The 24,909-nt window shown below is 68.7% G+C and carries 21 protein-coding genes, 1 tRNA gene and 1 pseudogene; 11 read left to right on the top strand and 12 right to left on the bottom strand.

Annotated features, from left to right (window positions below; genetic code table 11):
- Position 1 precedes the first annotated feature (1 nt).
- From bioB to ACMT1E_RS14130, 6 genes are all read right to left on the bottom strand, one after another.
- The gene (gene bioB, locus ACMT1E_RS14105; RefSeq protein WP_414901027.1) at positions 2-1,000 is read right to left on the bottom strand and encodes a biotin synthase BioB; all 999 of its coding nucleotides are present in this window, start codon (positions 998-1,000) and stop codon (positions 2-4) included.
- Entirely contained in the window at positions 997-1,593 is a 597-nt protein-coding gene (locus tag ACMT1E_RS14110) for a hypothetical protein (protein WP_414901028.1), read from the bottom strand. Before ACMT1E_RS14110 ends, bioB begins: the two co-directional genes overlap by 4 nt.
- Positions 1,590-3,734 (bottom strand): methylmalonyl-CoA mutase, encoded by a 2,145-nt coding sequence (gene scpA / locus ACMT1E_RS14115; protein ID WP_414901029.1) that lies wholly within the window; start codon positions 3,732-3,734, stop codon positions 1,590-1,592. Before scpA ends, ACMT1E_RS14110 begins: the two co-directional genes overlap by 4 nt.
- A 1-nt stretch (position 3,735) precedes the next feature.
- Entirely contained in the window at positions 3,736-4,524 is a 789-nt protein-coding gene (locus ACMT1E_RS14120; protein WP_414901030.1) for an enoyl-CoA hydratase-related protein, read from the bottom strand.
- Between the two features lie 105 nt (positions 4,525-4,629).
- Entirely contained in the window at positions 4,630-5,052 is a 423-nt protein-coding gene (gene mce, locus ACMT1E_RS14125) for a methylmalonyl-CoA epimerase (RefSeq protein WP_414901032.1), read from the bottom strand.
- Positions 5,053-5,088: 36 nt separating this feature from the next.
- Positions 5,089-6,621 carry an acyl-CoA carboxylase subunit beta gene (locus tag ACMT1E_RS14130; protein WP_414901033.1) on the bottom strand — a complete coding sequence of 511 codons (1,533 nt, stop codon included), beginning with the start codon at positions 6,619-6,621 and terminating at the stop codon, positions 5,089-5,091.
- Between the two features lie 99 nt (positions 6,622-6,720).
- On the opposite strand from ACMT1E_RS14130, the gene ACMT1E_RS14135 reads away from it, so the two are divergent.
- The 5 genes and pseudogenes from ACMT1E_RS14135 (at position 6,721) to ACMT1E_RS14155 (ending at position 12,735) form a co-directional block, all read left to right on the top strand.
- Entirely contained in the window at positions 6,721-8,133 is a 1,413-nt protein-coding gene (locus tag ACMT1E_RS14135) for a short-chain fatty acyl-CoA regulator family protein (RefSeq protein ID WP_414901035.1), read from the top strand.
- Between the two features lie 73 nt (positions 8,134-8,206).
- Positions 8,207-10,147 carry an acetate--CoA ligase gene (acs, locus tag ACMT1E_RS14140; protein ID WP_414901036.1) on the top strand — a complete coding sequence of 647 codons (1,941 nt, stop codon included), beginning with the start codon at positions 8,207-8,209 and terminating at the stop codon, positions 10,145-10,147.
- Positions 10,148-10,149: 2 nt separating this feature from the next.
- Positions 10,150-11,241 (top strand): AI-2E family transporter, encoded by a 1,092-nt coding sequence (locus tag ACMT1E_RS14145; protein ID WP_414901038.1) that lies wholly within the window; start codon positions 10,150-10,152, stop codon positions 11,239-11,241.
- Positions 11,242-12,002: 761 nt separating this feature from the next.
- A pseudogene (locus tag ACMT1E_RS14150) lies at positions 12,003-12,074 on the top strand (PEPxxWA-CTERM sorting domain-containing protein); the annotation flags it as partial.
- A 109-nt stretch (positions 12,075-12,183) separates the two neighbouring features.
- Positions 12,184-12,735, top strand: a complete 552-nt coding sequence (locus tag ACMT1E_RS14155; protein ID WP_414903448.1) for a hypothetical protein — start codon at positions 12,184-12,186, stop codon at positions 12,733-12,735.
- A gap of 13 nt (positions 12,736-12,748) precedes the next feature.
- Here the strand turns inward: ACMT1E_RS14155 and ACMT1E_RS14160 are convergent, their stop codons facing one another.
- The 4 genes from ACMT1E_RS14160 to mnmA all read right to left on the bottom strand — a co-directional run bounded on the left by ACMT1E_RS14160 (position 12,749) and on the right by mnmA (position 16,527).
- On the bottom strand, positions 12,749-13,507 hold the full coding sequence (locus ACMT1E_RS14160) for an NUDIX hydrolase (protein ID WP_414901040.1): 759 nt from the start codon (positions 13,505-13,507) through the stop codon (positions 12,749-12,751).
- A gap of 44 nt (positions 13,508-13,551) precedes the next feature.
- Entirely contained in the window at positions 13,552-15,168 is a 1,617-nt protein-coding gene (locus tag ACMT1E_RS14165) for a phytoene desaturase family protein (protein ID WP_414901042.1), read from the bottom strand.
- Positions 15,169-15,265: 97 nt separating this feature from the next.
- Positions 15,266-15,341: transfer RNA gene (locus ACMT1E_RS14170), tRNA-Ala, on the bottom strand.
- A 79-nt stretch (positions 15,342-15,420) separates the two neighbouring features.
- Positions 15,421-16,527, bottom strand: coding sequence for a tRNA 2-thiouridine(34) synthase MnmA (mnmA, locus tag ACMT1E_RS14175; RefSeq protein WP_414901044.1), 1,107 nt, complete (start codon positions 16,525-16,527; stop codon positions 15,421-15,423).
- 246 nt (positions 16,528-16,773) lie between these two features.
- Here mnmA and ACMT1E_RS14180 point away from each other — a divergent pair, with 246 nt between their 5' ends.
- From ACMT1E_RS14180 to ACMT1E_RS14190, 3 genes are all read left to right on the top strand, one after another.
- Entirely contained in the window at positions 16,774-17,037 is a 264-nt protein-coding gene (locus ACMT1E_RS14180) for a hypothetical protein (protein WP_414901045.1), read from the top strand.
- 106 nt (positions 17,038-17,143) lie between these two features.
- A complete protein-coding gene (locus tag ACMT1E_RS14185; protein ID WP_136162891.1) occupies positions 17,144-17,443 on the top strand; it encodes a DUF1153 domain-containing protein in 300 nt (99 codons plus the stop codon).
- Positions 17,444-17,612: 169 nt separating this feature from the next.
- Complete coding sequence (locus ACMT1E_RS14190; RefSeq protein ID WP_414901046.1) at positions 17,613-17,870, top strand: GlsB/YeaQ/YmgE family stress response membrane protein; 258 nt, start codon at positions 17,613-17,615, stop codon at positions 17,868-17,870.
- Between the two features lie 57 nt (positions 17,871-17,927).
- On the opposite strand, the gene ACMT1E_RS14195 is transcribed toward ACMT1E_RS14190, so the two are convergent.
- Both ACMT1E_RS14195 and ACMT1E_RS14200 read right to left on the bottom strand, forming a co-directional pair.
- Complete coding sequence (locus ACMT1E_RS14195; protein ID WP_414901047.1) at positions 17,928-18,641, bottom strand: SIMPL domain-containing protein; 714 nt, start codon at positions 18,639-18,641, stop codon at positions 17,928-17,930.
- 76 nt (positions 18,642-18,717) lie between these two features.
- Entirely contained in the window at positions 18,718-18,975 is a 258-nt protein-coding gene (locus tag ACMT1E_RS14200) for a GlsB/YeaQ/YmgE family stress response membrane protein (protein ID WP_414901048.1), read from the bottom strand.
- A 264-nt stretch (positions 18,976-19,239) separates the two neighbouring features.
- On the opposite strand from ACMT1E_RS14200, the gene ACMT1E_RS14205 reads away from it, so the two are divergent.
- From ACMT1E_RS14205 to ACMT1E_RS14215, 3 genes are all read left to right on the top strand, one after another.
- Positions 19,240-20,415, top strand: coding sequence for an efflux RND transporter periplasmic adaptor subunit (locus ACMT1E_RS14205; protein ID WP_414903450.1), 1,176 nt, complete (start codon positions 19,240-19,242; stop codon positions 20,413-20,415).
- 13 nt (positions 20,416-20,428) lie between these two features.
- Positions 20,429-23,515 (top strand): efflux RND transporter permease subunit, encoded by a 3,087-nt coding sequence (locus tag ACMT1E_RS14210; RefSeq protein WP_414901049.1) that lies wholly within the window; start codon positions 20,429-20,431, stop codon positions 23,513-23,515.
- 78 nt (positions 23,516-23,593) lie between these two features.
- Positions 23,594-24,862, top strand: a complete 1,269-nt coding sequence (locus ACMT1E_RS14215) for a DUF445 domain-containing protein (RefSeq protein ID WP_414901050.1) — start codon at positions 23,594-23,596, stop codon at positions 24,860-24,862.
- The last annotated feature ends 47 nt before the right edge of the window (positions 24,863-24,909 follow it).

Consider the following 24,909-nt stretch of genomic DNA (forward strand, 5'->3'; position numbering starts at 1 on the left):
GTCACTCCGCCGCCTCGCACATCCGCGCCGGCTCCTCGCCGGCCAGCGGTACCAGCCCCAGCTTCTCGAACAGCGCGGCGTCGGCGCTGTCGCCGCGATTGCCGGTGGTCAGCAGCTTGTCGCCCGTGAAAATACTGTTCGCCCCGGCCATGAAGCACAGCGCCTGCGTCGCCTCGGACATGCTCTCGCGGCCCGCCGACAGGCGCACCATGCTCTTCGGCATGGTGACCCGCGCCACCGCCACCGTGCGGACGAACTCGATATCGTCGATCCGCGCCAGCGGCGTGTCGGCCAGCATGTCGCCCAGCACCGTGCCCTTGACCGGCACCAGCGCGTTGACCGGCACGCTTTCCGGGTGGCGCGGCAGCGTCGCCAGCGCGTGGATGAAGCCGACCCGGTCCGCCCGCGTCTCGCCCATGCCGACGATGCCGCCGCAGCACACGTTGATCCCCGCCGCGCGCACCTGCTCCAGCGTGTCGAGCCGGTCCTCGAACGTTCGCGTCGAGATGATGTTGGCGTAGTTCTCCGGCGACGTGTCGATATTGTGGTTGTAGTAATCCAGCCCCGCCGCCTTCAGCCGCTGCGCCTGGTCGCCGGTCAGCATCCCCAGCGTCATGCAGCTTTCCAGCCCCATCTCGCGCACGCCTTCGACCATCGCGACAATCGCATCCATGTCGCGCTCCTTGGGGTTGCGCCACGCCGCCCCCATACAGAAACGCTGCGATCCGGCCGCCTTCGCTTCGGCGGCGCTGGCCAGCACCGCGTCGACGTCCATCAGCTTTTCCGCCTTCAGCCCGCTGTCGGCGGATGCGGATTGCGAGCAATAGCCGCAATCCTCCGGGCAGCCGCCGGTCTTGATCGACAGCAGCGTGCACAGCTGCACCTCGCCCGGCGCGTGCCATTCGCGGTGCACCGCCTGCGCCCGCCACATCAGCTCGCCGAACGGCATGGCGAACAGCGCGGCGACCTCGTCGCGGCTCCAGTCGGTCCGCACCGTCATTTCCGGCGCACCTGCAACGACAGGCTCATATGCCGGTCTGCCGGGTCGGGGTTGTAACTGTAAAGCAGGTAGACGAGCGTGTTGTCGCCATAGCCGGTTTCCTCCGAATCATGCGTCCACATCCAGCCATACTGGCCCTGGCCGCTATACCGTTTCAGGCTCACGCCCATCTGCTGGTCGAGCATCGCCTGGAGCATCGCCGACACCGCCTCATGGTCGACCGGCGTCGACGATATGCTGCTGTATCGGCAGCTCGGCGCGCCCGCTTTCCGCTGTCCCCGCATCGGATAATCGTAATCGATCACCGCGCTCGCCGATCGCCAGGTCTCGTGTCCCTCCGCCCGGTCGCCGTCGACGCGGGTGAAAGCGGGCCGGCGCTTGTCCATCGTCGCGGCAAAGGCGTTCCGGCCGGGGAAGCCGGGCAGGCAGGTCTGGGCAAAGCCCTCGACCGCGGTCTGCGGTGTCGATCGCTCGATATGCACGCCGGCAACGTCAGCGCCGTCGTCATCGCCGTCATTCTGGGCCTGGGCATGCCCGGCGGTGACAAGCAGCGCCGCGGCCAGCGCATAACGGACGCAAGGAAACTGTTTCATGCGGCATCCTCCTCATGGTCAGGCGGCATGTTGTGACCGAGCAGGCGCAGCACATCCTCGGCGCTGTCGATCACATTTGTGCCTGGCCCATATATACCCGCGACGCCGGCATTGCGCAGGAATTCATAATCTTGCGGCGGGATGACGCCGCCGGCGACGACGCGGATGTCCGGCCGCCCGGCCTCGCGCAGCAGCCGGATCAGTTCCGGGATCAGCGTCTTGTGCCCGGCGGCGAGGCTGGACGCGCCGACAACGTCGACATCGCGCTCCAGCGCCAGCACCAGCGTCTCGTTCGGCGTCTGGAACAGCGGCCCGCTGACGACGTCGAACCCCATGTCGGCATAGGCGGAGGCGATGACGTTGGCGCCACGGTCATGGCCGTCCTGGCCCATCTTGGCGATCAGCATCCGCGGCTTGCGGCCACGCCGCCGCTCGAACGCGTCGATCGCCTCGCCAATCCGCGCCCAGCGCCCGTCGCCGGCATAGGCGCCGCCATAGACGCCCTTGACCGGGGTCGGCACCGTCGCGTGGCGGCCGAACACATCCTCCATCGCCTGCGAAATCTCACCCAGCGTCGCACGCGCCCGCGCCGCCGCCACCGCCAGCGCCAGCAGGTTGGCGTCGCCCGCCGCTCCGGCGCGCAGCGCGTCGAGCGCCGCCTGGCAGGCCGCCTCGTCGCGCGCCGCGCGCATCCGCTCGATCCGGGCGATCTGGCCTGCGCGCACCGCGACATTGTCGACATCGAGAATGTCGATCGCCTCCTCGTCGGCCAGCCGGTATTTGTTGACGCCGACGATCACCGCCTCGCCCCGGTCGACACGGGCCTGGCTGGCGGCGGCGGCTTCCTCGATCATCGCCTTGGGCCAGCCGGCGGCGACCGCCTTCGCCATGCCACCTTCCGCCTCGACCCGTTCGATGATCGCCCAGGCTTCGTCGTAGAGCGCCTGGGTCAGCGCCTCGACGTAATAGGAGCCGCCGAGCGGATCGACGACGCGGGTGATGCCGGTTTCCTCCTGCAGCACAATCTGGGTGTTGCGGGCGATGCGGGCGGAAAAATCGGTCGGCAGCGCAATTGCCTCGTCAAGCGCATTGGTGTGGAGCGACTGGGTGCCGCCCAGCGCCGCCGCCATCGCCTCCACCGTCGTGCGGATGACGTTGTTATACGGGTCCTGCTCGGTCAGCGACACGCCACTGGTCTGGCAATGGGTGCGCAGCATCTTCGACCGCTCGCTCTTCGCGCCCAGCTCGGTCATCACCCGGTGCCACAATTTGCGCGCGGCGCGCAGCTTCGCCACCTCCATGAAGAAATTCATGCCGATCGCGAAGAAGAAGGACAGCCGGCCGGCAAAGGCGTCGACGTCCAGCCCCGACGCCATCGCCGCCTTCGCATATTCGCGCCCGTCGGCAATGGTGAAGGCCAGTTCCTGCACCTGCGTCGCCCCGGCTTCCTGCATGTGGTAGCCGGAAATCGATATGCTGTTGAATTTCGGCATGTTCGCCGACGTGTAGGCAATGATGTCGGCTATGATCCGCATCGACGGTCCCGGCGGGTAGATATAAGTGTTGCGGACCATGAACTCCTTCAGGATGTCGTTCTGGATGGTCCCGTCCAGCTGGTCCTGTGCAACCCCCTGCTCCTCCCCGGCGACGATGAAGAAGGCGAGGATCGGGATCACCGCGCCGTTCATCGTCATCGACACGCTCATCCGGTCGAGCGGAATGCCGTCGAACAGGATCTTCATATCCTCGACGCTGTCGATGGCGACGCCGGCCTTGCCGACATCGCCGGTTACCCGCGGATGGTCGCTGTCGTAACCGCGGTGGGTCGCCAGGTCGAAGGCGACCGACAGTCCCTTCTGCCCGGCGGCCAGGTTGCGGCGGTAGAAGGCGTTCGATTCCTCGGCGGTCGAAAAGCCGGCATATTGGCGGATCGTCCACGGCCGTCCGGCATACATCGACGCGCGCACCCCACGGGTGAACGGCGCGAAACCGGGCAGGCCGGGGTCGATTCCGGCGACGTCCTCGGCGGTGTAGAGCGGCTTGACCGCAATCCCCTCCGGCGTCTGCCAGGTCAGGTCACGGCCCTTGACCTCCTTGTCGGCCAGCGCGCGCCAGTCGTCCACCGTCGGCTTGCCGCTCATCTCACTGCCCCCTGAACGCCGCCGGCCGCCGGCCGAGGAAGGCGGTGATTCCCTCGACCGCGTCGGCGCTCGCCCCGGCAATGCGCTGGCTTTCCGCCTCGCCGGCCAGCGCGGTCGCGTAACCGTTCTCCAGCGCCGCCGCCAGCCCGCGCCGCATCAGCCCCAGCGCCAGCGTCGGCCCCGCCGCCAGCCGCGCCGCCAGCGCCAGCGCCTCATCCGCCAGCACCGCGTCATCGACCGCCTTGTAAATCAGGCCCCAGCTTTCCGCCTGTTCCGCGCCGATCCGCTCGCCGAGCAGCATCATCTGCGTCGCCCGCGCCTTGCCGATCAGTCGGGCGAGCATCCACGACGCGCCGCCGTCCGGCACCAGCCCGATGTTGACGAACGCCTGCAGGAAATAGGCGGAACGGCCGGCAATCGCGAAATCGGCGGCCAGCGCCAGGCTGCAGCCAATGCCGGCGGCCGGCCCGTTGACCGCCGCGACCACCGGCACCCCCAGCCGCGCGATCTTCAGCAGGGCGGGGTTGTAGCTGCGGGTCAGCGCGCGATAGGCGCCGTCGCCGCCGTTGACCGACTGGCGCTCGTCCCGCCCGGTCAGGTCGGCGCCGGAACAGAAAGCGCGGCCCTCGCCGGTGATCAGCACCGCCCGTGCCCCGTCCAGCCGGTCGAGCGCGTCGCCGATCTCGTCGAACATCGCCGGCGGCGCCGCGTTCAGCCGGTCGGGCCGGTTCAGCGTAATGACCAGCGTGTCGCCCTCGCGGCGGGTGACGATCGTTTCGAAACTCGACATCTGCATTCTCCGCCTCATGCCGGATGCGATCCGGCATTGATGAGCACGCCTGCATGGGCACACCGCGCCGCCCGCGCAGACCCCGGCCGGTTGCCGGAATGACGTTCAATGGCCGCCCGGCGCCGGCGTCTCCATGATCTCGGTCAGCACCCCGCCCATGTCCTTCGGGTGGACGAAGAACACCGGCGTGCCGTGCGCGCCGATCCGCGGCGCCCCCAGCACCCGCGCGCCCTTGCTCTCGAACCACGCTTTCGCCGCGTGAATTTCGGGCACCTCGAAGCAGACATGATGCTGCCCGCCGAGCGGATTCTTCTCCAGAAATTTCGCGATCGGCGAATCGGCGCCCAGCGGTTCGATCAGCTCGATCTGGCTGTTCGGCGTGTCGATGAAGCACACCTTCACTCCCTGCGCCGGCAGGTCGAACGCCTCGCGCACCACCTCGGCCCCCATCACCGCGCGATAATGCGCCACGCTCTCCGCGATCGACGGCGTCGCCACCCCGATATGATTCAGACGGCCCAGTTTCATGCCCAACACCCTTTTCCCGTCACCACCGCGCCGTCCTCACAGCGGAATATTGTCGTGCTTCTTCCACGGATTCTCCAGCGCCTTGTTGCGCAGCTTGCGCAGGCCCAGCGCGATCCGCCGCCGGGTGGAATGCGGCATGATCACCTCGTCGATGAAGCCCTTCGACGCGGCGACGAACGGGTTGGCGAAGCGCGCTTCATATTCGCGGGTCCGCTCGGCGATCTTCTCGGCGTCGCCGCTGTCCTGGCGAAAGATGATCTCGACCGCGCCCTTGGCGCCCATCACCGCGATCTCGGCGGTCGGCCAGGCGTAGTTCAGGTCGCCGCGCAGGTGCTTCGACGCCATGACGTCGTAGGCGCCGCCATAGGCCTTACGGGTGATGACGGTGATTTTCGGCACCGTCGCCTCGGCATAGGCGAACAGCAGCTTGGCGCCGTTCTTGATGATGCCGTTATGCTCCTGGGCGACACCGGGCAGGAAACCGGGCACGTCGACGAAGGTGACGATCGGGATGTTGAACGCGTCGCAGAAGCGGACGAAGCGCCCCGCCTTCTTCGACGCCGCGATGTCCAGGCAGCCGGCAAGCACCATCGGCTGGTTGGCGACGATGCCGACGGTGCGCCCCTCGATCCGGCCGAACCCGGTCAGGATATTGGCGGCATGGGCGGGCTGGACCTCGAAGAAATCGCCCTCGTCGACAACCTTGCGGATCAGTTCGCCCATGTCATAGGGCTGGTTGGCGCTGGCCGGGATCAGCGTGTCCAGGCTGTCCTCGATCCGGTCCCAGGCGTCCGCCGTCGGCCGCTCCGGCACCTCTTCGCGGTTGGACGCGGGCAGGAAGCCGACAAAGGCGCGAGTGGCAAGCAACGCCTCGATATCGTTCTCGAACGCGACGTCGGCGACGCCCGACCGGGTGGTATGGGTAACGGCGCCGCCCAGTTCCTCCTGCGTCACGACCTCGTTGGTGACGGTCTTCACCACGTCCGGCCCGGTGACGAACATGTAGGAACTGTCCTTCACCATGAAGATGAAGTCGGTCATCGCCGGCGAATAGACCGCGCCGCCGGCGCACGGCCCCATGATCACGCTGATCTGCGGCACGACGCCGCTGGCCAGCACGTTCCTCTGGAACACCTCGGCATAGCCGCCGAGCGACGCCACCCCTTCCTGGATGCGGGCGCCGCCCGAATCGTTGAGGCCGATCACCGGCGCGCCGACCTTCATCGCCATGTCCATGATCTTGCAGATCTTCTGCGCGTGCCGCTCGGAGAGCGACCCGCCGAACACGGTGAAATCCTGCGAGAACACATAGACCAGCCGGCCGTCGATCGTGCCCGATCCGGTGACGACGCCGTCGCCGGGGACGACCTGCGCCGGCATGCCGAAATCGACGCAGTTATGCTCGACATACATGTCGAGTTCCTCGAAGCTGCCTTCGTCGAGCAGCACCTGAACCCGTTCGCGCGCGGTCAGCTTGCCCTTGGCGTGCTGGGCGTCGATGCGCTTCTGCCCGCCGCCGAGCAGCGCCTGGGCGCGGCGTTCGGCCAACTGGTCGATAATCGTCTGCATGGCTTCTCCACCCTCCGCCAGCGCGCCTCTTTCCAGTGAAAGCGCGGCGTTGCAAATGTGAACTTGCAAAGTTGCGAAGGGTCGATTTGCAAACTATCCTTGCCGGGTTTCGACAGTGAGTTTACCCCGATAACCAGGCAGCGACTCTTCGCCGGCGAACGCCTCCGCGCCATCCGCCGCCGCGCCGGCCTCGGCCAGGCGGCGATGGCCGCGCGCCTTGGTATCTCGGTCAGCTATCTGAGCCAGATCGAGAATGACGATCGCCCGCTGACCTCCGCCGTCCTTGCCGCGCTCGCCCGTCACCACCCGTTCGACCTCGCCGCGATCGAGGCGGACCAGCCGACCCGCCGTTTCGCCGCCGCCCGCGCCGCGCTCGACGATCCGGTGTTCGCCGGCTCCGCCCTCGCCGCCGACGCCCTTGCCCGCATCGTCGAGCAGCAACCGGCCTTCGCCGATCGCTTCATCGCCCTCCACGCCGCCTACCGCCGCGCCGAGGAACGGCTGCAGATGGTCGACGAAGGGCTGGAGAGCGGCGGCGGCCGCCTGCCGTGGGAAGAGGTGCGCGACTGGTTCCACGAAGCCGGCAACTATGTCGACCTGCTCGACCGCGGCGCCGAATCCCTCGCCCTCCGCCTCGGCGACGGCGACGGCGCCTTGCGCGACGCGCTCGCCGAACGCGGCATCGTGGTCGCCACTAACGATGACCCGGCAACGCTGCGCCGGCTCGACCGCGCCGACGGTCGTCTCGCTATCTCCGCCGCGCTTCCGCCGGAAAGCCGCCGCTTCATGCTCGCCCACCAGCTTGCCGCGATCGCTTTCGCCGAACCGATCGCGGCGATCGCCGAAAGCGCGGCGCTCCGCTCGGCGGAGGCACGGCGCCTGCTCGCCGTCGGCCTCGCCAACTATGCCGCCGGCGCGCTGCTGATGCCCTATGAACGGTTCCGCGCCGCCGCCCGCGCCTTCCGCCACGACATCGACCGGCTGCGCCTGCATTTCTCGGTCAGCTTCGAACAGGCCTGCCACCGCCTGTCGACGCTTCAGCGCCCCGGCGCGCGCGGGGTGCCGATGTTCTTCTGCCGGGTCGACATGGCTGGCAACATCACCAAGCGGCACAGCGCCACCCGCCTGCAATTCGCCCGCTTCGGCGGCGCCTGCCCGCTATGGGCGGTGCACGAGGCGGTCGCCATCCCGGACCGGATCATGACCCAGCTGGTCGAAACGCCGGACGGGGTGCGCTACGTCTCGATGGCCAAGGGCCTGGTCAAGGCATCAGGCAGCTTCGCCCGCGCCCCGCGCCGCTATGCCGTCGCCCTCGGCTGCGAGGCAGCCCATGCCCGCGACTTCGTCTATGCCGACGCGATCGACGTCGACGGATCGGGCGCGGCGACGCCGATCGGCATTTCCTGCCGCCTCTGCCCGCGCGCCGACTGCGACCAGCGCGCCTTCCCGCCGGCTGACCGCGCGATCGCGGTCGACCCCGACATCCGGCGGATCGTGCCATACCGCCTTTAGTCAATCCCGGATCACACTTGCCTTTACCGGCCGCCACCGCGCAATATTGGCGTCAATCCGATCGGGGGAAGGCATGACTGAGCAGGAAAGTTACCCAGTTCCAGCCGAATGGGCGGCCAGGACCCAGGTCGACGCGGCGGGCTACGCCTCGCTTTACGGCCGTGCGCTGGGCGATCCGGGACGTTTCTGGCTGGAACAGGCGAAGCGACTCGACTGGATCAAGCGTCCGGAGATCGCCGGTGACTGGAGCTTCAACGAAGATGACTTCCGCATCGCCTGGTTTCCCGACGGACGGCTGAACGTCGCCGCCAACTGTGTCGACCGCCACCTGAAGACCCGCGGCGACCAGACGGCGATCATCTGGGAACCGGACGACCCCGCCGATGCGGCGCGCCGCTTCACCTATGCCGAACTGCATGCGGAGATGGGCCGTTTCGCCAACGTGCTGAAGGCCGCCGGCGTCCGCAAGGGCGATCGGGTGACCATCTACATGCCGATGATCCCGGAAGCGGCGTTCGCCATGCTCGCCTGCGCGCGGATCGGGGCGATCCATTCGGTGGTGTTCGGCGGCTTCTCGCCGGAGGCGCTGGCCGGCCGCATCCGCGACTGCGACAGCAGCATCGTCATCACCGCCGACGAAGGGCGGCGCGGCGGCCGGCCGGTGCCGTTGAAGGCGAATGTCGACGCCGCCGCCGGCCACGCCCCGTCGCTGAAGACGGTGATCGTCGTCAAGGTGACCGGCGCGAACGTGGCAATGCAGGACGGCCGCGATCATTGGTACGAGGATCTGGCAAGCCGCGCCGGCACCGATTGCCCTGTCGAACCGATGGGCGCGGAAGACCCGCTGTTCGTGCTCTACACCTCCGGCTCGACCGGCAAGCCGAAGGGGGTGCTGCACACCTCCGGCGGCTATCTGCTGTGGGCGGCGCTGACCCATGAGCTGACCTTCGACTATCGCGCACCGAGCATCTACTGGTGCGCCGCCGACATCGGCTGGGTCACCGGCCACAGCTACATCCTCTACGGCCCGCTCGCCAACGGCGGCACGACGCTGATGTACGAAGGCGTGCCGAACTGGCCGACCGCCAGCCGCATCTGGGAAGTGGTCGACCGCCACAAGGTCGAGATCCTCTACACCGCTCCCACCGCACTGCGCGCGCTGATGCGTGAGGGCGACGCGCCGGTGCAGCGGACGAGCCGTGCCTCGCTGAAGCTACTCGGCTCGGTCGGCGAGCCGATCAACCCGGAAGCATGGCGCTGGTACCACCATGTCGTCGGCGAGGATCGCTGCCCGATCATCGACACCTGGTGGCAAACGGAAACCGGCGGCACGCTGATCGCGCCGCTGCCCGGCGCCACCGCGCTGAAACCGGGTTCCGCCACCCTGCCGCTGCCCGGCGTCGACCCGCAGATCGTTGACGCGGTCGGCAATGTGCTGACCGGCGAAGCGGAGGGCAATCTGGTCATCGCCCGTTCCTGGCCCGGCCAGATGCGGACGGTGTGGGGCGACCACGCCCGCTTCTTCCAGACCTATTTCAGCACCTACAAGGGCAAATATTTCACCGGCGACGGCTGCCGCCGCGATGCCGACGGCTATTACTGGATCACCGGCCGGGTCGACGACGTCATCAACGTCTCCGGCCACCGCATGGGCACGGCGGAGGTCGAAAGCGCGCTGGTCCTCCACCCGAAGGTGGCGGAGGCGGCGGTCGTCGGCTTCCCGCACGATATCAAGGGGCAGGGCATCTATGCCTATGTGACGCTGAACGCCAACGAGGAGCCGTCCGACGCGCTGCGCAAGGAACTGGTCGCCTGGGTCCGGACCGAAATCGGGCCGATCGCCAGCCCCGACGCGATCCAGTTCGCCCCGGCGCTGCCCAAGACGCGCAGCGGCAAGATCATGCGCCGCATCCTGCGCAAGATCGCGGAAGGCGACACGTCGAACCTGGGCGACGTGTCGACACTGGCCGATCCGTCGGTGGTCGAACACCTCGTCGCCAACCGCGCCGCCTAGCGATGGCGGGCGGCGAGGGCGAGGTCCGGCGCCAGCGCATCGCCCGGCTCGCCCTTGCCGCCGCCCTCGTCCTGCTCGGCCTGTGGGTCGCGCGCGCCTTCCTGCCGGCACTGCTCTGGGCGCTGGTCATCGCGATCGCGATCGACCCGCTCTATGCGCGGGCGGAGGCGCGCTGGCCGCGCGGCCGCCGCCACGCCCTCCCCGCGCTGACCACCGCCGCGCTGGCGCTGGCGGTGCTGCTGCCGCTCGCCTTCGGCCTGCTCCGCGCCGCGCACGAGGCGCATGACCTGGCGGCGTGGCTGGCCGCCGCTCGCGCCAACGGCATTGCCGCGCCGGACTGGCTGGCACAGCTGCCGTTCGGCCGCCACGCCGCCGCCGACTGGTGGGCCGCCAACCTCGCCACGCCGGAGGAGGCGCAGCGCCAGTTCGACCATCTGAGCGACAGCGCGATGATCGAGCGGAGCCGGCTGCTCGGCACCCGCATCCTCCACCATGCGACGATCTTCGCCTTCACCCTCGTCGCGCTGTTCTTCATGCTGCGCGACAAGGCGGCGATCGCCGAACAGGCCCGGCGGGCCGGCGACCGCATCTTCGGCCCGTCGGGCGAACGGATCGGCGTCCAGATCATCCGCTCGATCCGCGGCACGATCGACGGGCTGGTGCTGGTCGGCATAGGCGAAGGCGCGGTGATGGCGGTCGGCTACGTCATCGCCGGCGTGCCCCATCCGGTGCTGCTGGGCGCGCTGACCGCGATCGCGGCGATGATTCCGTTCGGCGCCGCGCTGCTGATCGCGGTCGCGGCGGTGCTGCTGCTGATGCAGGGGGCGATGAGCGCGGCGATCGCGATCGTGCTGCTCGGTCTGGTCGTCGTCGCCGTCGCCGACCACGCCGTCCGCCCTTTCCTGATCGGCGGCGCGACGCGGCTGCCGTTCCTGTGGGTACTGATCGGCATATTGGGCGGGGTCGAGGCGTTCGGCCTGATCGGCCTGTTCGTCGGCCCGGCGGTGATGGCGGCGCTGATCCTGCTGTGGCGCGAACTGGTCGGCGCCGCCCCGCCGCAACTGTCTCCCGCCGGGACAGGGGGTCAACCGTAACCGGTCTGTAACCGGGCGGTCACACCGACGCCTCTCGCGGCCGATAGCCGACCCTTCCAGTCAACGAGGGGTTAAAGACTCTGCTCGCGGCCGGCGCCGCGCTGCTCGCGCTCGCGCCCGCCCACGCCGGAACGCTGATCCTCGCCGGCGACGCGACGATCGCCTTCCGCATCAACACCGGCGTCACCACCGGCGCCGCCAGCCTGGCCGGCAACGTCACCTTCGCCAAGGCCGTTCTCGGCGCCGGCAAGACCGTCGCCGTGCTTGGCGATAGCGAAAATTACAACACGCCCGGCCAGTTGACCGCCGCCTACAACAGCTTCGCCGGGGTCACCGCGACCAGCTTCTACGGCGCGATCACCGACGCGCGGCTGAAGAATGTCGACCTGCTGTTCGCCTTCTTCCCGTCGCGCGCGTTCAGCGCGGCAGAGACTGACGCCCTTACTGCCTTCCTCGATCGTGGCGGCACGGTGTTCCTGGCCGGCGAATCGGCACGGGATCCGTTCGGCAACCCGCTCGGCCTGACATCGAACACCCGCATCAACGATCTGCTCGTCGGGCTGGGGGCAACGATGCGGCTCGACCAGGCCTCGCTCGACATCAGCGACCAGTTCGCCGTCGGCAACGAGGTCGTCGCCCATCCGCTGACCGCCGGCATCGCCAGCTTCGGCTACGGCCTGACCACCACCGTCAACGGCGGTGAGGCCCTGTTCCTGACCAACGACCTGAAGCCGTTCGTCGCGGTCGAGACGGTCGGCACCGCCGCCGTGCCCGAACCGGCAAGCTGGGCAATGCTGATCGCCGGTTTCGGCCTGGTCGGCGGCACCAGCCGGTCGCCGCCTGACCGGGCAGCCCAAAGCTGTCGCGCAGACAACATCGGGTTAAGGCGCGGGAAACCGTTTGCGGCCCATCATCGTTGCACCAACATCGGGAGGCAGGATGATGGGCAGGCAAACGCGGCATGCAACCGGAGCGATGGCTCTTGCGGAGATGCGCGAATTCGCCGGTTTCACCGCCGGTGCCCAGCGCTATATCCGTCGTTCGCTCGATATCGGTCTGAAACGGGCCGACGCAGCAAAGCTGTGGTCGCGCGACCCGATCGAATCCGCGAGCATCGGCGCACAGGCCCGGCTCTACGCCCGGCTCGACGATCTGCGCGCGCTGGTGCCGGACGACAGCGGGATTGGGGCGATCGAACCATTCATCGCCCCCCTCATCTCGCTGTCAGCCTTCGATCTGGGCCAGGGGCGCCTCGACAGCTTCGCCGCCTATCGCTTCCTTTATGAACGGCTGGTCGGCGCCGGGGCGCGGCCATGGCTGCCGGCGGCTTTCTGCGCGGCGGCGGCACTGCCCCACCTCCACCCGGACCGGCGGCGCGCGCTGCTTCAATCGATCAGCGAGGCGGCGGCAACCGCTCCCGGCTGGTCCAGCCGCTCGCCCGGCTTCTTTCCGGCATGGGTCGAAAAGGTCGAGGCGACCGCGCTACCCAACTGAGCAACTGGCGCCGCTACATCCGCATTGCCGTCGTCACCGGCTCGCGCGCGACCGGATAGCCGCGCCCGTCCGGGATACGCAGATAGCGTTCGCCGTCGACCTCCTCGATCCACGGCGTGATCGTACTGATCGGGTGGCGGCCGGCATCGGCGACGGCATCGGCAAAGCTGGCGAACTGGGCCAGCCGCTCCAGATTGCGACGGGTGGGAAAAATCACCTTGTCCTCACCCCGGTCGCAGGCGGCAAGCACGGCGGCGGCGCTGTCCCAGAACAGCCGGACATTTTCCGTCGCATCGACCCGCGCCGCCGGGCCACCCGCCGGCGCCCGCGCCAGATAGAAGCGGGTATCGAAAATACGCGCATGCGGCATCTTCGGGCACCAGCGCGCGAACGGCACCAGCGTGTCGGTCGTCAGCCGCAACCCGGCGGCGGCCAGCAGCGGGCCGAACGGCTGCCCGGCATGCAGCCCGGCGCGCAGCGCGGCGAGGGCGGCGGCGTCCGGCGCCGGGTCCAGCCCGATCGCGATGCCGCTTTCCTCGATCGTCTCGCGGATCGCCGCGATCCGTGCTGCCGCCTCGTCCGGCGCATGTTGGCCGCCCAGGGCGGCGGCGAGCGCATGGTCGCCCGGGTCGACCCGGCCGCCGGGAAAGACCAGCGCCCCGGCCGCGAACGCCATCCCGCCGGACCGCTCAACGACCAGCAATTCCGGCGGCGCGGCGATGCGGTCGCGCAGCAGGATCAGGGTCGCGGCGGGAATGGGGGGACTGTCCATCGCCCCGATATGCGCCTTGCGCGGCGGCGATCCAAGGGCAGCGGCTATTCCCGCGGCCAGCGGCGGAACAACCGGCCGGCAACGCTCCGGTCGCCAAGGATGGCGTGGGCGGCGTTGTGGCCGGGGGCGCCGGTGACGCCGCCGCCGGGGTGGGTGCCGGCGCCGCACATGTACAGCCCGGCGATCGGCCCGCGATAGGCGCCGTAGCCGAGGATCGGCCGCGCCGCCCACAGCTGGTCCAGGCTCATATGGCCGTGGAAGATATCGCCACCGATCAGTCCGAACTTGCGCTCCAGGTCGAGCGGCGAATGAATCTGGCGGGCGATGACCGACGCCTTGAAATTCGGCGCGTGCTCGGTGACCGTGGCGATGACATGGTCGGCCGCCGCCTCGCGCGCGTCGTCCCAGCTGCGCCCGCCGGGCAGTTCCGGTGCGAATTGCTGGCAGAACAGGCTGGCGACATGGGCGCCGGGCGGCGCCAGACTGTCGTCGACGGTCGACGGTATCGTCATCTCGACGATCGGTCGGCGCGACCAGCCGTCGCGTTTCGCATCGTCGAACGCCGCATCCATATAGTCGAGGGTCGGGGCGATGATGATCCCCGCGCGGTGATGCTCGGCGCATTCGCGGCCAGGCAGCACGGTGAAGTCGGGCAGTTCGGACAAAGCGACGTTCATCCGGAAGGTGCCGGAGCCGGTGCGGTAGCCGGCGATGCGGCGGCGGAACTCGGGGGTCAGATCCGCCGGGTCGACGAGCTGGCGGTAGAGCAGCGCCGGACCGACATTGGCGGCGACGATCGGCGCGGCGATTTCGGCGCCGCCGGCCAGCATAACGCCGGCGACCCTGCCGCCGTCGACCAGCAGTCTTTCCACCTGGGTTTCCAGGCTGATCTCAACCCCCACGCCCCGGCAGGCTGCGGCCATCGCCTGGGTGATCGCGCCCATGCCGCCGATCGCGTGGCCCCAGGCGCCCTTGTGGCCGTTGACCTCTCCGAACACGTGATGGAGCAGGACATAGGCGGAGCCGGGGGTCGAGGCGCCGGCGAAATTGCCGACCACCGCGTCGAAGCCGAAGGCGGCCTTGACCGCGTCGCTTTCGAACCAGCCGTCGAGGAAATCGCGCGCACTCTGCACGAACAGGGCGAGCAGGTCGCGTTGCGCGTCGAGCGGCAGCGCGGCGAGCCGCCGCCCCTGCGCCGCGGCGGCGACCAGCGCGCCCAGCCCGCCGCCGGCATTGGGCGGCACGGTCAGCGCCATCGCGCGCAACAGTTCCGCGATCCGTTCCAGCGCGTCGGAATAAGCGGGGAAGGCGGCGGCGTCGCGGGCCGAGAAGCGGGCGAATTCCGCCTGGGTGCGCGCCATGCCACCGCCGAGCTTCAGATAACCGTCTCCGCGCGGGAAGAAATTGGCGATCGGCCGCTCGACGACGCGAAAACCGTGATCGGCCAGCTTCATATCGGCGATCAGCTTCGGCCGCAGCAGGCTGACCGTGTAGCTGGCGGTCGAGTTGCGGAAGCCTGGGTGAAATTCCTCCGTCACCGCCGCGCCGCCGACCACCGCGCGCCGTTCCAGCACCCGGACCTTCAAACCGGCACGGGCGAGGTAGAAGGCGCAGACCAGTCCGTTGTGGCCGCCGCCGACGATCAGCGCATCATAGCGCATGGGCAATGCCCCCCTTGCCGCTGCTTCTACAGCAAAGCGGCCGGGCGGCAATCGGCCCCGGCGGCGCGGGTAGTGGTGCGGGATGCTGTACCTGGCTTGGTGGAGCCGAAGGGAATCGAACCCTTGACCTCGTCATTGCGAACGACGCGCTCTCCCAACTGAGCTACGGCCCCTCGCCAGTACACGGGGCGGCGCCCGCGAGGCGCCCCTGTAGCGGCACGCCCGGCACGATGCAACAACCTGTTTTGCCGGTCAGGCCGCTTCGCGCAACGCGGATTCGGTTTCGGCGATCCAGCCGCCGCCAAGCACCCGGTCGCCGGCATAAAGCACCGCCGCCTGCCCCGGCGCGACGCCATATTCCGGCGCGGCAAAATACAGCCGGTCGCCGTCGAGCCGCGCCGCAACCGGCTTCGCCATCGAGCGCACCTTGGCGAACAGCGGACCGCGGTGATCGCCGCCGATCCAGCTCAGGTCGGTCAGCCGCGCCGAGTCGACCGCCAGCGCCCGGCGCGGGCCGACGACGACGCGGCGGGTCGCGGCGTCGAGGCGGATCACGTAGAGCGGTTCGGCCTGCCCGCCGATCTCGATCCCGCGCCGCTGGCCGACGGTGTAATGGATCAGCCCGCGATGGCGACCGAGCACCTGCCCGGCGAGATCGACGATCTCGCCCGCCGTTTCCGCTTCCGGCCGGACCTTGCGGACGACGCCGGCATAATCGCCGTCGGGAACGAAGCAGATGTCCTGGCTGTCCGGCTTGGCGGCGACGCCGAGGCCGAGTTCGGCGGCGAGGGCGCGGACCGCCGGCTTCGGCATGCCGCCGAGCGGGAAGCGCAGGAAGTCGAGCTGCTCCGCCGTGGTCGCGAACAGGAAATAGCTCTGGTCGCGGGCCGGGTCGGCGGCGCGGTGCAGTTCCGGCCCGGCCGGACCGACGACGCGGCGGACGTAATGGCCGGTCGCCAGGCAATCGGCGCCCAGTTCGCGCGCCAGGCCGAGCAGGTCGGTGAACTTCACCCCCATGTTGCACATCACGCAGGGGATCGGCGTGCGCCCGGCGAGATATTCGTCGGCGAACGCCTCGATCACCGATTCGCGAAAGCGGCTTTCATGGTCGAACACGTAATGGGCGATGCCGAGCCGGTCACAGACCTGGCGCGCGTCGCGAATGTCCTGTCCGGCGCAGCACGCGCCCTTGCGCCCGGTCGCCGCGCCGTGATCGTAGAGTTGCAGCGTCACGCCGATCGCCTCCGCCCCGGACCGGGCGGCGAGCGCCGCGACCACCGACGAATCGACGCCGCCGGACATGGCGACGACGATGCGGCGGGCGGCAAGCGGCGGGGATAACTGGAAATCGGCGGACATGCGCAACGGGCCTGACGTGTTTCTGGTGACGTGACAGCCCCATAACGCCGTTCGCCTGCCGGCGGAACCATGTTGGCCGCAGCGGTCCGGCCTTAACCCTTTCTCCACAATTTTGCGGCGAGCGGACGGATGCCGGCGACGATCTGCCGCCGAGTCACCGAAAAGGCACAGCCGGCTTTACGCCCTCTTCAGCCTTCGTCCCTACAACAAAGGGTCGGGGCGACGGTTGAAGGGCAACGACGCGGCATGGACCTGGGTTTCGCACGACTGGATCGACAAGGCGCGGTGCCCCGGCCCGCGCGCGACCTGCCCGTGCTGCTCGCCGGCCTCGCCAGCCGCCAGATGACCAGCCCGACCGCGCGTGCCCAGGCCGCGCTGGCCGCGCCGGTGCGCGTTTCGGACCCGACGCTGGACGGCATGGTCGCGCTGTTCGGACGCGGTGTTCAGCGGGTGTCAGGCAGCTTCAACCCCGCGGTCGCGGCGCTGCTAACCCAAACTACACCAACATGACCGGGGTTTTTACCTTGCCGTTTCAGCGTTCCTAAAACGGCCGGGCGTAAGAGTGTCGACGCAGTGAAGATCGGGGTGCGTATTCCCCCCGCGTACAGAGGTAAGAATGATCGAGAACCAGAAAATCCGTCCCGCCCAGGTTATCGGCCCGCTCGGCGAGCCGCTGACGTTGGAGACGCTGCCGCCTGCCGACACCACCCGCTGGGTGGTCCGGCGCAAGGCGGAAGTCGTCGCGGCGGTGAACGGCGGTCTGCTCTCGGTCGACGAGGTGTGCGACCGCTACAACCTGACGGTGGAGGAATTCGCCGGCTGGCAGCGCGCGGTCGACCGTTCCGGCATGCCGGGGCTGCGCGTCACCCGCATCCAGCATTACAAGTCGCTGTACGAACGCCAGCAGAAATACTGAGCCGCGTCGCCAGTAATCGACAGGACAATCCCGCAACCGGCCCGGCCATCGGCGGCGCGGCGCAGGACGCCGCCGAAACAATCTGGTCTTTTGACCGGAACCAGTTCATCCTCTCACGCGTCTTTGCGGACACCATCCTGGCGGATGGGGCAAAAGCAGGAGGGATGCTATGGGTATCATCATCTGGTTGGTTGTCGGTGGCGTCATCGGGTGGTTGGCGAGCCTGGTCATGCGGACCGACGCCCAGCAGGGCGTTCTGCTCAACATCGTCGTCGGCGTCGTCGGCGCGTTCATCGGCGGGCTGATCTTTTCGGGCGGTTCGATCAACAACGCCCCGCTGACCGTCTATTCTTTCCTGGTATCCCTGGTCGGCGCGATCATCTTGCTGGCCATCGTCAACCTGATCCGGCGCGGCAGCGTCCGCTGATACCGGCTATCGCGGCCGGCGCCCCGGTAAGGGCGCCGGCCGCAGCCATATCCACCGTTATTGCAGCTCGAAGCGGACGCTGAGCGTCACGCCGACCTGCTGTTCGCCAGCGACAACCTTGCTCTGCGGCGCCGCCGCCGCCATGTCGAAACTGCGCGCCATCATCACCGGCCTGGGCTGGGCGATGCCGCCGCTTTCGCTGATCGAGACGATGCGCTTCACCTGCAGCCCCGCCGCCTTGGCATAGAGTTCCGCGCGGGCGCGGGCGATCTTCACCGCCGCCAGCCGTGCTTCGTCCAGCGCCTCTTCCGGCTTGTCCAGCGTCAGGTCCGGCCCGGAGATTTCGTTCGCCCCTTCCCGGACCAGCGCGTCGAGCACCGGCCCGGCATTGGCGATGTCGCGGAAGCGGACGCTGATCTGGTTCGACGCCTGATAGCCGGTCAGCACCGGTGGCTTGTTCTGTTCATAGCGATATTGCGGGCTGAGCGCGATCCGCGCCGTCTGCATGTCACGGTCGGCGATGCCGGCGCGCTTCAGCGCGGTGACGACCCGGTCGACCCGCGCCGCATTGTCGCGCATCGCCGTCGCCGCGTCGGCGGCGGTGGTGGTGACGCCGGCGGTGATCAGCGCGACGTCCGGCACCCGCGTCGTCTCGCCGGTCGCCTCGATGTCGAGCAGCGTGCCGGCGACCGGCGTGACCGGCACCGCCGTCTGCGCGGCCAGCGGGGCGGCAGCGGCGGCCAGGGCCAGCGGAACGAGAGCGGTCTTCATACGAATATTCCTCCATACGCAACGGGATACGGGCGCATTCAGCACGCCCGGCCTGCATCGCCGATGAACGGCGGCTTCAGCGGGTGCGCGACCACATGACCAGGCGGTAGAGGATCAGCAGCACCGCCGCGCCGACCGCCGCCGCGCCGTGGATCGCCAGCCCGCCGTCGCCGCCGATGTCGGCGGCGCGGCAGGCAAAGCCCGCGAGCAACGCGCCGGCAATGCCAAGCAGGATGGTGACGATGAAGCCGCCGGGGTCGCGCCCCGGCATGGCCAGCTTGCCGACAACCCCGATGACGAGGCCGATCGCGATCCAGACCGGCACATATTCCATGCCGCCTCCTTTGCCTGACTGTATCGCCGCTGCAACGACACCGGAAAAACGTCTGCCCATATGGCAAGGAAATCAAGCGTCATGCGGCGGATCGACGACGATCCCGCTTGGGTCCGCCGCCGGTTTCGGTTATAAGCGCGGCCGCGTCCGGCGGCGGCGCATCCCCGACCAGCGACAACAGCCTTTCAAAACGTGCCTTGAGCCGGGTGACTTATTGATATAATACAGTCACGCGCCAGTCGTTCAAGGCGGAAAGTGAGAGACATGAATTACGAGGGTGGCTTTTCCCACGACGCCGACGTGATCGCGCAGGATCCGCCGCCCCGGCGCTGGACCCGCAGGCGGATCGCCATTGCCGCGGCCATCGCCGTCGCGATCGTCGCCGCGCTCGCCTTCTATCTGCACGGCAAAAGCGCGGCCCCGGCCGACGGCGCCGCCGCGCAGCAGCAACAGCCGACGGTCACCGTTTTCGTCCCCGGCCGCCAGTCGGTCGATCATGAGATCAATGCGACCGGATCGCTGGCGGCGCAGGTCGACATGCCGGTCGCCGTCGTCGGCGAAGGCGGCATGGTGACGCGGGTACTCGTTCAGCCCGGCCAGTGGGTCGGCGCCGGCGCGGTGCTGGCGACGATCGAGCGTTCGGTGCAGACCCAGCAGGTCGCCCAGCAGCAGGCGGCGCTGAACGTCGCGCGCGCCGATGCCCGCATCGCGCAGGCTAACCTCGACCGCGCGCTGCAACTGGTCGATCGCGGGTTCATTTCCAAGGCGCAGGTCGAACAGTTGCAGGCGACCCGCGACGCCGCCAATGCCCGCGTCGGCCTGGCGCAGGCCCAACTGAGCGAGATGCGGGCGCGCACCGGCCGGCTCGACATCCGCGCCCCCGCCGCCGGGCTGGTCCTGACCCGCGCGGTCGAGCCGGGCCAGGTCGTCGGTTCCGGCACCGGCACGCTGTTCCGCATGGCGCGAGGCGGCGAACTGGAGTTGCGCGCGCAACTGAGCGAGGACGACATGACCCGGCTGAAGGTCGGGGCGTCCGCCACCGTCATCCCGGTCGGTTCCGACAAGAGCTTCGCCGGCCGCATCTGGCAGTTGTCGCCGGTGATCAACCCCGACACGCGGCAGGGCATCGCCCGCATCGCCCTGCCTTACGACCCGGCGCTGCGCCCCGGCGGCTTTGCTCAGGCGTCGATCCTTGCCGGGACCGATTCGGTGCCGCTCGTCCCCGATTCGGCGGTGCAGAGCGACGACAAGGGCAGCTTCGTCTACGTCATCGGCAAGGACAATGTCGCGGAGCGCCGCGCGATCACCGTCGGCCAGGTGACCGACCGCGGCGTGTCGATCACCAGCGGGCTGGACGGCGGCGAGCAGGTCGTGATGTCGGCCGGCGGCTTCCTCAGCCCGGGGCAGAAGGTGCGCCCGGTCCCCCACAAGGCCGGCTGAGAGGCGCCCCGGCATGAACTTCCGCAACATCTCCGCCTGGTCGATCCGCAACCCGGTTCCGCCGCTGGTCATCTTCATCGCGCTGACGCTGGCGGGGATCGTCTCGTTCATGCGGATGGACGTGCAGAACGACCCCGATATCGACTTCCCCGGCGCGATGGTCATCATCACCCAGCCGGGCGCGGCGCCGACTGAGCTGGAAACCCAGGTCACTCAGCGGGTCGAGGCGGCGGTGCGGACGATCGAGGGGATCGACGAGATCAACTCGACCGTCACCGAAGGCCAGTCGCAGACCTTCATCCAGTTCGCGATCGGCACGCCGATCGACCGCGCCGTCACCGACGTGCGCGACAAGCTGTCCCAGATCCGCAGCAATCTGCCCGACGGCATTCTGGAACCGCAGGTCATCCGCCTGTCCACGTCGGGCAACACCCTGGCCTATTACGCCGCCGAAGCGGACGATATGACGCTGGAGGAACTGAGCTGGTACGTCGACAACACCGTCGCCAAGGCGCTGCTGGCGGTGCCGGGCATGGGCGATGTCTACCGCCGAGGCGGCGTCGACCGCGAAATCCGCATCATCCTCGATCCGGCGCGGATGCAGTCCTATGGGTTGACCGCGACGGCGGTGAACAGCCAGTTGCGCCAGGTCAACCTGAACGCCGCCGGCGGCCGTGCCGAAATCGCCGGTTCGGAACAGTCGGTCCGCATCCTCGGCAACGCGCGCAACGCCTATACGCTTGGCCAGACCCAGATCGCGATCGGCAACGGCCGCACCGTCAAGCTGGCCGACATCGCCGACGTGCGCGACCTGTACGCCGAACAGCGCTCGATCTCCCGCACCGGCGGCAAGCAGGTGCTGAGCTTCGGCTTCGAACGCGCCAAGGGCATGTCCGACGTCACCGTCTACGACGGCGCGGCCGAAGTGCTGAAGCAGCTGAACAAGCAGAACCCGAAAGTGTCCTTCACCCAGCTGTTCACCAACGTCGACTACACCAAGGAACAATATCATTCGGCGATGAACGCGATGGTCGAAGGCGCGGTGCTCGCGGTCATCGTCGTCTTCCTGTTCCTGCGCGACTGGCGGGCGACGATCATCTCGGCGCTGGCGATCCCGCTGTCGGCGATCCCGACCTTCTGGTTCATGGACCTGATGGGTTTCACGCTGAACAGCCTGACCCTGCTCGGCCTCAGCCTCGTCGCCGGCGTGCTGGTCGATGACGCGATCGTCGAGATCGAGAATATCGTGCGCCATATGCGGATGGGCAAATCCGCCTATCAGGCGGCGATCGACGCCGCCGACGAAATCGGCCTCGCCGTGCTCGCCACCACTTCCACCATCGTCGCGGTGTTCCTGCCGGTCGGGATGATGCCGGGCGTGACCGGCCAGTTCTTCAAGAATTTCGGCCTGACCGTGGTCGCCGCGGTGCTGATGAGCCTTGCCGTCGCGCGGATGATCACGCCGATGATGGCCGCCTATTTCCTCCACGCCCACGGCCACCAGAAACACGGCGAAGGCCGGATGATGGACCTGTACATGTCGGTCCTGCGCTGGACGCTGCGCCACCGCTGGTGGACGGTCGGCGCCGGGGCCGTGGCCTTCGCGATGACCTTGCTGGTGTTCAGCCAGCTACCGATGACCTTCCAGCCGGCGATCAATTCCGACACCAGCCGGATCGCGATCAAGATGGTGCCGGGCACCACGCTGGAACAGACGACGGCGATGGCCGACCGGGTCGCGGCGATGATGGAAAAGCGCACCGACGTGGTCGAGGGCACGTTCGAGCGCATCGACGTCGGCAGCGCCACCATCTATCTGCGCCTGCGCAAGGACCGGCCGATGTCGAGCGTCGACTTCGAACGCTCGGTCGCGCCGGAACTGGCGCGCATCCCCGACGCACGGGTCAATTTCCAGTCGCAGTTCGGCGGCGGCGGCGGCAGCAACCGCGATATATCGATCACGCTGGGCAGCGACGACCCGGACAAGCTGAACGAAACCGCGCGCCACATCCTCGATGAAATGAGCCACCTGCGCGAAATCGTCGCGCCGCGCATCGAGGGCAATCTGCAGCGCCCCGAAATCGTGCTGACCCCGCGCCTGGACCTTGCCGCCCAACTGGGCGTCACCACCCAGGCGCTGAGCCAGGCGATCCGCATCGCAACGCTGGGCGAGATCGACCAGAACAGCGCCAAATTCTCGCTGTCCGACCGCCAGATCCCGATCCGCGTCGCGCTGAACGAGGATTCGCGCCAGCGGCTGGCGACGATCCGCAATCTGCCGGTACAGACGCTGACCGGCGGGTCGGTGCCGCTGTCCGTCGTCGCCGATATCGGCTTCGGCGCCGGCCCGACCCAGATCGACCGCAACAACCAGGTCCGCCGCCTGACCATCGGCGCCGATCTGGCGCCGGGGCTGGTCAGCGGCCAGGCGATGGAAAAGATCAACAAGCTGCCGTCGTTGCAGAATCTGCCGATGGGGGTCAGCCGCCTGATCCTCGGCGATTCGAAATGGCAGCAGGAAATGCTGGTCAATTTCGCAATCGCCGTCGTCGCCGGCGTGCTGCTGGTGTTCGGCGTGCTGGTCCTGCTCTACCGCAGTATGATGGCGCCGCTGGTCAACATGGGCTCGCTGCTGCTCGCCCCGCTCGGCGGCGGGCTGGCGCTGCTACTGACCGGCAACCCGCTATCGCTGCCGGTGTTCATCGGCGTGCTGATGCTGCTCGGCATCGTCGGCAAGAATTCGATCCTGCTCGTCGATTTCGCGCTGGAGGAGATTCACAAGGGCGTTCCCAAATACGAGGCGATCATGGACGCCGGCCACAAGCGCGCCCAGCCGATCGTGATGACCACGGTGGCGATGGTCGCCGGCATGGTGCCGACGGCGATCGCATTGACCGGCGACGGCGCCTGGCGCGCGCCGATGGGCATCACCGTGATCGGCGGGCTGATCCTGTCGACACTGCTGACCCTGCTGATCGTGCCTGCCGCGTTCAGCCTGGCCGTCGGCTTCGAACGCTGGCTCGGCCCGCGCCTGTCCAAACACCTGACCAACGGCGGCGCCTCCGCCCCGCCGCCGCCCGCAAGCCAGCCGGCGGAGTGACCGCTTTGTCCGCCCGCCCTTTTCCGGTCGGGCGGACAAAGGGGTTGAACCATTCCGCCTCCGGTTCATTCTGATCGCATGAGTTTCTTTACCCGCGCCCGGCTCGACCGCCTGCACACGCCGCAAAGCTATGCCGGCATGCGCGCGACCGCGACCGGCCTACTGCTGGTGATGGCGGCGGTCTATCTTGCCGCCCGCCATTTCGAGCCTGTCCACCCGGTCGCCGGCTTCGTGCGCGCCTTTGCCGAAGCGGCGATGGTCGGCGGGCTGGCCGACTGGTTCGCGGTCACCGCGCTGTTCCGCCACCCGCTGCACCTGCCGATCCCGCACACCGCGATCATTCCGCGCAACAAGGACCGGATCGGCGATACGCTGGCGCTGTTCCTGCGCGACAATTTCCTGACCCCGTCCGTGGTCGCGCGGCGGATGCGGGGTGTCGACGTCGCCGGCGCCGCCGGCCGTTTCCTGACCGCGCCGACGGTGGGCGGCGAGGGGCGGCTGCGCGACGGCGCCTCGCGGCTCGTCGCCGACATATTGGGCGCGCTCGACCAGGAACGGCTGGGCGGCATGGTCAAGGGCGCGATCGTCCAGCGCATCGCCGCCATCGATTTCGCGCCGATTCTTGGCCAGGCGCTGAGCGCCGCGGTCAAGGAGGACCGCCACGTCCCGCTGCTCGACGGCACGATCCGCTGGGCCGGACGGGCACTGGAGGCGAACGAGCACCTGATCCGCGCGATGATCCACGAACGCGCCGGCGCGGTGATGCGGTGGACCGGGCTGGACGAAACGCTGGCCAACAAGATCATCGACGGCCTGCTGCGTCTGCTCGACGAGATGAGCGTCGACCCGGCGCACCCGCTGCGGGTCCGCGCCGAAGAAGGACTGAACGCGCTGGCCGAGGACCTGCAGAGCGAGGAACGGCTGCGCCGCCGCGTTGCCGATCTGCGCGACGCCCTGCTCGACAACCCGGCGATGCGCCACTGGATCGACGGGCTGTGGGAACAGGCGCGCGCCGCGCTGCTCGATGCGGTCAACGACCCCGGATCGGCGATGAGCGGCCGACTGGGCGAGATGGCGAAGCAGCTTGGCGAGGCGCTGCAACAGGACGAAAGGCTGCGCCTGACGATCAACCGCTTCGTTCGCCGCGCCGCCGTCGGCGGGGCCGCGCGCTACGGCGACGGCATCGTCACGCTGGTGTCGGACACGATCCGCGGCTGGGACGCACGCACCGTGACCGACCGGCTGGAAGCCGCCGTCGGCCGCGACCTGCAATATATCCGGGTCAACGGCACGCTGGTCGGCGGCCTTGTCGGCCTGACCATTCACGCGCTGAATCACATCAGCTAGGCCGGCGCGCTCCGCCGGCCCCGTGACCTGCCGCCCCTGGCAATAAC

Origin of the sequence: Sphingomonas flavalba (assembly GCF_047553045.1) — a bacterium.
Classification (GTDB): domain Bacteria; phylum Pseudomonadota; class Alphaproteobacteria; order Sphingomonadales; family Sphingomonadaceae; genus Sphingomonas_L; species Sphingomonas_L flavalba_A.

What these genes read in the sequence shown, in the direction of transcription:
- ACMT1E_RS14215 (WP_414901050.1), top strand. Translation starts at nt 23,594, where the DNA reads ATGAGTTTCTTTACCCGCGCCCGGCTCGACCGCCTGCACACGCCGCAA.
- ACMT1E_RS14155 (WP_414903448.1), top strand. Translation starts at nt 12,184, where the DNA reads ATGGGCAGGCAAACGCGGCATGCAACCGGAGCGATGGCTCTTGCGGAG.
- ACMT1E_RS14190 (WP_414901046.1), top strand. Translation starts at nt 17,613, where the DNA reads ATGGGTATCATCATCTGGTTGGTTGTCGGTGGCGTCATCGGGTGGTTG.
- ACMT1E_RS14130 (WP_414901033.1), bottom strand. Translation starts at nt 6,621, where the DNA reads ATGCAGACGATTATCGACCAGTTGGCCGAACGCCGCGCCCAGGCGCTG.
- ACMT1E_RS14145 (WP_414901038.1), top strand. Translation starts at nt 10,150, where the DNA reads ATGGCGGGCGGCGAGGGCGAGGTCCGGCGCCAGCGCATCGCCCGGCTC.
- ACMT1E_RS14195 (WP_414901047.1), bottom strand. Translation starts at nt 18,641, where the DNA reads ATGAAGACCGCTCTCGTTCCGCTGGCCCTGGCCGCCGCTGCCGCCCCG.
- ACMT1E_RS14210 (WP_414901049.1), top strand. Translation starts at nt 20,429, where the DNA reads ATGAACTTCCGCAACATCTCCGCCTGGTCGATCCGCAACCCGGTTCCG.
- mnmA (WP_414901044.1), bottom strand. Translation starts at nt 16,527, where the DNA reads ATGTCCGCCGATTTCCAGTTATCCCCGCCGCTTGCCGCCCGCCGCATC.
- ACMT1E_RS14200 (WP_414901048.1), bottom strand. Translation starts at nt 18,975, where the DNA reads ATGGAATATGTGCCGGTCTGGATCGCGATCGGCCTCGTCATCGGGGTT.
- ACMT1E_RS14185 (WP_136162891.1), top strand. Translation starts at nt 17,144, where the DNA reads ATGATCGAGAACCAGAAAATCCGTCCCGCCCAGGTTATCGGCCCGCTC.
- ACMT1E_RS14120 (WP_414901030.1), bottom strand. Translation starts at nt 4,524, where the DNA reads ATGTCGAGTTTCGAAACGATCGTCACCCGCCGCGAGGGCGACACGCTG.
- acs (WP_414901036.1), top strand. Translation starts at nt 8,207, where the DNA reads ATGACTGAGCAGGAAAGTTACCCAGTTCCAGCCGAATGGGCGGCCAGG.
- ACMT1E_RS14180 (WP_414901045.1), top strand. Translation starts at nt 16,774, where the DNA reads ATGGACCTGGGTTTCGCACGACTGGATCGACAAGGCGCGGTGCCCCGG.
- ACMT1E_RS14205 (WP_414903450.1), top strand. Translation starts at nt 19,240, where the DNA reads ATGAATTACGAGGGTGGCTTTTCCCACGACGCCGACGTGATCGCGCAG.
- ACMT1E_RS14165 (WP_414901042.1), bottom strand. Translation starts at nt 15,168, where the DNA reads ATGCGCTATGATGCGCTGATCGTCGGCGGCGGCCACAACGGACTGGTC.
- ACMT1E_RS14160 (WP_414901040.1), bottom strand. Translation starts at nt 13,507, where the DNA reads ATGGACAGTCCCCCCATTCCCGCCGCGACCCTGATCCTGCTGCGCGAC.
- mce (WP_414901032.1), bottom strand. Translation starts at nt 5,052, where the DNA reads ATGAAACTGGGCCGTCTGAATCATATCGGGGTGGCGACGCCGTCGATC.
- scpA (WP_414901029.1), bottom strand. Translation starts at nt 3,734, where the DNA reads ATGAGCGGCAAGCCGACGGTGGACGACTGGCGCGCGCTGGCCGACAAG.
- bioB (WP_414901027.1), bottom strand. Translation starts at nt 1,000, where the DNA reads ATGACGGTGCGGACCGACTGGAGCCGCGACGAGGTCGCCGCGCTGTTC.
- ACMT1E_RS14110 (WP_414901028.1), bottom strand. Translation starts at nt 1,593, where the DNA reads ATGAAACAGTTTCCTTGCGTCCGTTATGCGCTGGCCGCGGCGCTGCTT.